The following is a 1574-nucleotide window of genomic DNA, read 5'->3' as shown; positions in this document are numbered from 1 at the left end:
CGTCACGCAGCGCGGCTGGAGTGGGCGCCGCGCGCCAGTGGGCCAGCGTGAGGGCCGCCCCCAGCCCCACGCTGTCGACCAGAATAGTAGGCTGCTGCCGAAGCTGCGCAAAAGGCACGAAGTAACGGTTCATGCTGCAAAGCTGGGGCCGCGGCGGCTTTTGCACAGCTACCACGGTCTCCAAAGCTTCGCTCACGTGGCACCTGCACGCGCGGCTGGCAGCGCATCTCACCTATGTAGCGCGAACTGTGGCCGACTTTTTATGCCCACTCGCCGAATTATGCGGCTTTTATTCATTCGCTGTACGGAATTTTTACACGGCGTTGGCATTCGGCTATTTGCGAAACCATGTCTGTTACACTAACTTGGCAGAAAATGGGTGTTTCTCATCGCATTTTGCGAAAGCGCCGCTTCACTATTTCATTATTTTTTTCAACTCCTCCTTTTTTCTCTGTAATGATATTTTCATTTACGCCTTTGCTTCGCAAACTGCCGCTAACCGGCTTATTAGTAGGCCTATTCCTGCTGGGTGCTGCTCCCGCAGCGAAAGCCCAAACCTGGATGGTGAGCACTACGGCCCAGATTAAACTAGGCGTTCTTGATAAATACGGCCAGCTGGGCACGTACACGGCTACCTTTATCGTGCACAACGAACGCACCGGCAAGGATTATTATCTGACGAAAGAACTGGCCAAGGGCCAGACCGGTGTTGATGTGCTGTTTCCCACCGAGGCTTCCGACCCCGAATATTTCAAAGCTGAAACGGGTGAGGCGGCCCAGCCCACTCCCGGCCGCTACACCTGGGAGTGCCGCGTGAAAGGCGTGAAAGCCGTGGGCGGCCGCTTCACCTTCCCCGAAGTAGCCAACGACGTAACAGTGGTGCAGCGCTAGCCTTCCGCTATTATTTCTACCCAAAGCCTGGCTCATAGCCGGGCTTTGGCGTTTTTACGTATCGGGCATGTCGGCCTGAGCCATGCTATCCGGCTCGGGTCGACATACCTGTTTGTTCCGCTCTCCTATTTCTTTTTGCCCGTGCCCCGCAAGTCCTTTTCTGAGCTCATCGACAGCCCCGGCATGCCCGTGCTCGTCGATTTTTACGCCACCTGGTGTGGCCCCTGCAAAACCATGGCTCCTATTCTGGAGCAGGTAGCTGCCCAGCACGGCGGCAAGCTGCGCGTCATCAAAATTGACGTGGATAAAAACCAGGCCGTGGCCCAGCAATACCGCGTGCAGAGCATCCCCACGCTGATACTGTTTCATAAAGGGCAGCCGGTGTGGCGGCAGGCGGGCGTGGTGCCCGCCCCGCAAATTGCCCAGGCCCTGCGGCCCTTTGTGGCACAGTAGCGGCCGCGGCGCAAACTATCTGGCCCAAAGTGGCGTTGCGCGGGGGCTACCTTTGTGCTTCGCCCTGTTTGCTGCTGTATGGTTTTACGTGTAACGACGCGCTGTTTTTGGTTTAGTGTTTTCCTGGTCTTACTATTTGCCGCACCAAGTTGGGCACAGGAGGCCGCGCGCGTAACGCTGAGCGGCACTGTGCGCGGGGCGCGCGGCGAAACCCTGCCCGGCGCCAGCGT

Annotated in this window: 3 protein-coding genes; 2 read left to right on the top strand and 1 reads right to left on the bottom strand. The window is 57.8% G+C overall.

What is annotated here, in order from left to right:
* The coding region (locus ACYVDE_RS22260; protein WP_460503727.1) for a DUF6687 family protein at positions 1-133 on the bottom strand (133 nt) is incomplete at its 3' end.
* Positions 134-477: 344 nt separating this feature from the next.
* On the opposite strand from ACYVDE_RS22260, the gene ACYVDE_RS22255 reads away from it, so the two are divergent.
* Positions 478-891 carry a hypothetical protein gene (locus tag ACYVDE_RS22255; protein ID WP_460503726.1) on the top strand — a complete coding sequence of 138 codons (414 nt, stop codon included), beginning with the start codon at positions 478-480 and terminating at the stop codon, positions 889-891.
* 141 nt (positions 892-1032) lie between these two features.
* The gene (gene trxA / locus ACYVDE_RS22250; protein WP_460503725.1) at positions 1033-1344 is read left to right on the top strand and encodes a thioredoxin; all 312 of its coding nucleotides are present in this window, start codon (positions 1033-1035) and stop codon (positions 1342-1344) included.
* Positions 1345-1574 lie beyond the last annotated feature (230 nt).

The organism is Hymenobacter agri (assembly GCF_054778495.1).
The sequence above is the reverse complement of the archived record's forward strand: the minus strand, read 5'-3'. Positions and strand labels throughout refer to the sequence as shown.